We start from the raw sequence: 6,797 nt of genomic DNA on the forward strand, positions 1-6,797 counted from the left end.
GCGGCTCTCTTAAAAGGCATATTCAGGGGTTGGAAAATTAACGTGCTGTACCTGTTGAACATAAGCATTGATTGCATCAAGAAAGATGTCTTTGCCTTGAGTGTACTTTTTTGCAAACTTGGGGGTGAATGTGGATTGCAACCCCAGCATGTCATGCCATACCAGCACTTGCCCATCGGTATCAGATCCTGCGCCAATTCCTATAGTTGGAATAACGAGTGAATTAGTGATGGTTTTAGCAAGATTTTGGGGAACACATTCAATGACCAACGCAAAACAGCCGCTTTGTTCCAACGCGATTGCCTGTTGTACCAAGTGATCGGCTTGCTCCTGATTTTTTCCCTGGATTTTGTAGCCACCCAGTTGATGAATAGATTGAGGAGTTAAGCCAATATGACCCATCACAGGAATACCCGCTTTGACCAGATAGGATATGGTGTTGCAGGTATCTTCATCGGCTCCTTCAATCTTTATGGCGTGGGCTCCGGCCTGTAAAAGGCGTTTTACCTGATCAACCGTTTGAGATAGAGCGAGTTTATGACTTAAAAAGGGAAGATCGGTTACTAAAAATTGCTGTTTCAAGCCACGGGCAACTGCTTTCGTGTGCAGCTCCATCATCTCGATGGTCGCCATTATGGTCGTGTCATGCCCGTGTACGGTCATTGCTACGGAATCGCCAACTAAAACGCAATCGATATTCGATTCAGCGATGATGCGGGCAGAGGGATAATCGTAACAGGTCAGCATGGAAATTTTTTTACCTGCCTGTTTGTTCATTTTAAAATCATGAATTTTCATAGACTTCTCCCTGTATGGGTGAAGAATGTGATTTGAATCGAGTTTAAAGACTTTGTATCAGGTACCTGTCTCATGGATCAAGTCCTCCAAAATAATGAATAAAGTCACTGCCCGAGGGGTCAGTGCATCTGGGTAATCTTATAGTGTATTGATATAAATTTGAATATCCAGGCTGTATTTCTTTCACCAGAAACGGCTGAAGCATGGTCTAATTCATGCTGGGCAGCTGATTTTTTTCGAGGCTATTACGATCAAATTGTCAATCCAACCCAATCATTCAAGTTATGATATGGAGAAAAGCCATTAAAAAAATAAATAACCGTTATTAATTATTTACTGCCAATTTTCATTATTTCTTAATATGTGAGCTGTATTATTTTAGATCAGCTACTGTTCGATAATTTGAGTCAGAGGATTTTGTGGCGCATCTTTTTTCCAGTAGAGCGGTCAGGACTATTACAGTTCCAACTGCTGAGATAATAAGATGGCATGACTGGATAAATGATACATTGTGAGATTAAAAATGAGCATCCCTGTTGAGTTTTATTACACGCTGTCGCAGACAAAACCTGCTTATAGCCACACGCCAACCGATGTTTTGGATGTCAATAAACTCATCCAGTCTAAAGCCCCATGGATAGTACCATCCAGTTTTGTGCGGCAACCTAAAAAGCTTATTCTGAGTGATTGGACTGCAGAACACTGGTCCTATCATAAAATTACAGTCGTTCAGGAAGCATTACTGCAGTTAATGGAACAGGGTTTTTCCATATACATTCAACAACTTGGTCAAGTTTATCCCTTATCAAGGGATGATGTAATGAACCTCGATCGAAAGGATGTTCGATCGGATATCCGAATGACGCATCCGAAAGACCTTATCATTAAAGCCGCAATGCGACATCGAATGTCTAAGGATGAAACCTTCATTCTCGATGATTATTGGGTTGATCGCTTGATTGGCAGCAAAGAGCTTAATGCCCCTCGTACGCTTAATCTAAGCGATTATATGCGGCTCAATGAAGAAGACAGATTAATCCTTAAAGGGTCTCTTGAACAATTAAATCCTCCATTAAATGTGTTGGTTGAGGACATATTGCCAGAAGAATCCACTTTGAAGTTAGACCGCTTTAAGAAGGCATTTCCTGGTATTAATGACATAAAGTGCCTAAAAGTTATTAATCCTACACCAGCTGCGTATACTCAGGAACGATGGTTGGAACTATTATCCAATGCATCATCTTTAGAGCAACTTCATTTTCATTCGCCTGAAAGTACTATTAATCCCGCCGATTTTGATTTGAAGAATCTGATTTATCTAAGTGTGGAAAAGAACATCAAACAGTTAGATGGGTTTATAATCGCCGCTCCCAATCTTAAAGGGCTTTCAATTCGGTGGATGGAAACAAAATCGGCTCTGAATACCCAAGGGGTTCAGTTAGAATCTTTGAAAATACTCCTGGGGAGAATCTCATTAAAACAAGTGTTTCAATTATTGAAGGAACAAGCACAATCCATTCAACAATTTTTCTTTATTAACAGCACAATAAGAGATGTTGGTGCAATGGATGGATATAATTTATTAGATATACCGCAATGTTTCAACATGAGAGAAATGGACTTCATGAACACCGCTTTAACTACTGAGGAATTAAATTCCTTTCTGTCGATAACTCCCAACTTAAAAAAACTCACCCTGGGAGACCAGACTTATAGGAAAAATCATGGTTCTTTTGAATTGGATAAAATCAACAAGGATTTACTGAGTCAGCTTGAATATCTTTGTTTATCTGGCCTGATTTGGGATGAGAGTGTCTCTGTCTTTTTGAGTAATAAACTAACGAACCTTAAGTGTCTTCATCTTAATGATTTTAATTTTGTCAATCTTCCAGAACAGAATGCCTTGTGTTTGGAACAGATTGAAGAGCTCATTATCTCAGAGTCTTTTTTTGCAAAAGAAGAGAATTTAAAGAGGTTACTTCAGTATTTCCCTAACCTCAAAAGACTTGGATTTATCAAGAATACCGCCACGGGTAGATTGGATCTGGTCTATGATGTTTCTTCGTGTAAGAAGCTTGAGGCGGTTGATTTGAGTGATGTTAATGGAACCATCAATCATGAATCCGTATGGCAAATCGTAGAGACTGCGACAAACCTCAAAGCACTGAGTTTAATTTATTGCATTAATATCAGTAGCGCTTTTAGTGAAAAAGTATCCAGACAGTACCCCGATCTTGATGTGTATTTTCGATGGGATTATGAAGATGAAGATGAAGACGATTATGATAGTGATCATCAGCAGTGTAGTGATGATGAGCCAGGTTTGGAATATAATCTTGCAGACTACAAAGACTTTGAACCGACACCGGAAGATTTTAAATTTCAATTCAAAGGTAAGAGTTCATCAATAGATCAAAACATGATTATTGAAAAGCTCTCACAATACTTCAGTTTAAACCAAATCAACACACAGTACATACCCAAAATTCAGGATGGAATTTGTACTGCTTTAAGTCATTTGTTTCAAAGAAGCACCCTTGAGGAGTGGAATGATCTCATTATTCGATTGCAGACTTGGGATGGCCAGTTATCTACAATTAGTGATGAATTAAAGAATGATTTTAAGAAGCTTTGGGAGGTCATTCAGCAATATCAATTGAGCATGAAATCGAATGTTCAATACATTGGAGACAGTCTGGAGCATTTTCTTATCAGCAATTCAGTAAATGATACTATCTTTGGTTCTCGTCTTCAGTTGAATGATGATGATATCGATGATTGGATATCCTCAGTACTCTTCTCTGGCTTAGAGGACGATCCGATACAAAATCCTCTGAAAATCAAGTTGCAACAAGGATGCATCCTATCCAATTTCTGGCATACGCTCTGCATCCGTTTAATCGAGGATGGTCAGTGGCTGATTTATAACCCTAACTACAAAGAAGGGGTTAAGTCCGTTTCTACAACGGAACTCATGCACCATATTCATACTGATTTAGGTCATTTGATTCGTATTAAAATGGACGAAGATGTCATAGTTCCCGAAATTCGTGATCCCAATCAGTTCATTCAAAACGGAGGATTGTTTCATTTAATTTATGGGAGCAGTTCCAAGCAGTTGTTAGACCTCATCCCCGAGAATTTTCAATTTAGTGTTGATGCACTTCAAGGTGTGTTGCTCAAGGATTTACAGGGCATTCCTGCGTGGTTCAGAGGGATTAATATCCCTCACACAGTGCAGTTGACCTGTAATTTATTAGCTCAATTGAGAAGCGTATGCGCAAATGATTATTCTGCCATGTTGAAAAAAAGCATGAAACGGCTGACTCCGGAACAAAAACAGCAAGGAATTAACACACTACTCAGATCAGGCCCTAAATATCATTCTTCTTTTTTTGAAATAATGGGTTGTCCGGCGCCGTCACAACCTTCAGAAGAGACCAGTACACTCATTGACGCTCTTAGAAGCAGTTCGGATAGTAATTATTTTGAGCAGGTATTGAAAACCTGGCATAAACCCTCAAAATCAGTCGATACACTGGAGGGATATTGCAAGCAGGTGTTACACCCTACCGATAACAAAAAGCATTTGATTGAACTTGACTCTACAGCGTCGGTGCACGCACTACGGCTTGCGTTACAAAGACAATGTCATTTAAACAATAGACCCGTGTATTACATCCATTCCCCGGATGATTTAATCTGCTCTGCCTCTTTTATTCAACGAGATCTCAATAATCGCGGTACTTTACGCAAAGGACCGGGCGGTCCGCTTCATGATTTTTTAACCGAGGATTATCGGCTGGAATCACCGGTACTCCTGGTGAATTACGAGCACTTTTCTGCTGAGGAAATCGTCCGCTTTAACGCGCTGCTTGATGAACAGGGCTATGCCGACGGAACACCAGTGCCTGAACACGTCCAGATTATTGGTTTGTACAATACCAGTAAACCGGATTGCTATCAGGGGGATGATTTTTATTCGCGATTTAACACCAAAGAACGCTGCCCCATCCCTGCAAAACAATTAGAACAATCGGTCCCGCCATTAGCCACCGCCATCGATGAGGAAGCTGCTGAGGGAGTGGTGATCAATTTATTCAATGCCAGTGATTGGAAAGAGCGCTTGTTAGGTCGTTGGGATCTGGATGGCTCTCATTTGACCTTTCAGGAAGGAGCTTTGTCCAATCTGCAAGGGCGACTCATTACCATTCAAAATGGCCCTTGGGATGATGAGGATTTTAACCTGTTTTGGATGGAAGCCGGTTATCCTGGAACACGCTATTTCCCCGGCAGTTCCATTCCTGTCCCAGCTCTTATCCAACTGAATAAACAAGAGGGATATGCTCTGAATGAATTAAAAAAATGGCTTCAGGTCGATTATTTATCCGATGAGGACACCAGCGAGAATGAGGTTCCTCATGTTCTGAATCCTCACCGTCTGGCCCATTATTTTCATTTTTACCGCCCCGAAGCCAGTGATCGCAGTTTAAGAAAAGAACCGGGGTTGATCGAGCAGGCACAGCACAGTACTCTGGATGTGATGCTCACTCGCTCCATTTCATTAGATGACTGGGCCAGGATTTTAACTGAATGCCAAAAGCATCAGGTCAAATTAAGAGTTCAGTGTGCTCAGGGAGCATCACTTCCTGATTCATTGGAACTCAATACCGTAGTGAATCCTGTGGAACGGACGAATTGGCATCAGGCTCTTCCTTACCCAACTGAAGTGATACACAGTACGGATAGTGATGTAACGCTTACCCTGTTGGCAGCATCCCAACAGAATTGGCATATTATTGATGTATCAGAATTAATGGTTTCTGATTTACTCACGCGTCTTGACGGACGATTGAATGAAGCCGCGCTTCAGTTTGAATTTCATCAACGTTCATCCTGGTTGCTCGACGCTTTATCTGAAGGCAAGAATATTGTTCTGAAAGGGCATTTTTCTAAAGAGCTGGAAGACCAATTAGCGTCTTTAATCGTGCAACGGAAGAAAACAGGGATAGAGCCCGGACGATTACTTTTGATTACCGAAGATTTAAAGAGTTTTCAATGGGTTGAAACCCAGGTTCATGAAGTCAGTGAACAGGATAAAAGAGTCTGCCTTGGTGAGTTTCCTCATGAACTGGAGCCGTTTATCGCCACCGAACCGTTGTGCAAACTAAAAGCCAGAACCAGGTATTGGCAGGCCTTTCCTGACTGTCATAAACGTCATGCGGCCTGGTCAGGGCTGTCTCAGCACACGGCACAAATCAAACCCCTCGCGGCGCTAAATCCAATGACGGCCATGCAGGAGGCAGAAGAATCTACCCAGGCACGAATCGCTTTAGTGCACCAAATGCTTGACGTAGCGCCCTATGTGTTTCTTTCGGGACTGTCTGGGGTCGGAAAAACGACTTTTGTAACCCAGGAGCTCGTGCACGAGGGAGAACAACTGCATCAAGGCATCGATGCGATAAAATCCTGGGCGCAGGATGCCCGAACCGGTCGGAAGTACCTGTTTTTGGATGAGGCGACTTTAAACTCGGGGAATTGGTCTTTATTTGAAGGACTGTTCCATACTCCTTCGGGTATTTTTTATGAGGGTGCCTATTATCCTCTGAGTGACGAGCATAAAGTGATTTTTGCTGGAAATCCGGTGAGTTATGGTGATGAGCGACGGCTTGCAACACTTTTTGAGCGTCACGGAAATGCGGTGGAGTTTGAGCCGTTGCCTGTTGCTGTTTTGTTTGAAAAGATTTTAAAACCGGCATTGGAACACCAATTTCTTGATGATGCCGAAGTCGTTCAACTGTCTGGCGTTATTCTTGATGTGTATCGATTTATGGTGGATTGCTCAACCACCGACGTGTTAATCACGCCTCGAGAATTGCAAATGATGGCTCTGTTGACCCAGAGTTATTGTCAAAAAAATCCCCAGGCCAATCGCCTGGACGTTGCCGCTCATTATGCCTTTAAAATAGCGATAAACCTGGTGCCAAAATCAAAAAGAG

Annotated in this window: 2 protein-coding genes; one reads left to right on the plus strand and one right to left on the minus strand. The window is 41.8% G+C overall.

The window, feature by feature from the left end; genetic code table 11:
* Window positions 1–9: 9 nt before the first annotated feature.
* Complete coding sequence (gene panB, locus ELY21_RS09840; protein WP_127109060.1) at window positions 10–798, minus strand: 3-methyl-2-oxobutanoate hydroxymethyltransferase; 789 nt, start codon at window positions 796–798, stop codon at window positions 10–12.
* A 523-nt stretch (window positions 799–1,321) separates the two neighbouring features.
* On the opposite strand from panB, the gene ELY21_RS09845 reads away from it, so the two are divergent.
* Window positions 1,322–6,797 (plus strand): hypothetical protein (locus tag ELY21_RS09845; RefSeq protein ID WP_148111688.1); only part of this gene is annotated, 5,476 nt, incomplete at its 3' end.

Source organism: Legionella sp. km535, assembly GCF_003990085.1.
Classification (GTDB): domain Bacteria; phylum Pseudomonadota; class Gammaproteobacteria; order Legionellales; family Legionellaceae; genus Legionella; species Legionella moravica.

What these genes read in the sequence shown, in the direction of transcription:
- panB (WP_127109060.1), bottom strand. Translation starts at nt 798, where the DNA reads ATGAAAATTCATGATTTTAAAATGAACAAACAGGCAGGTAAAAAAATT.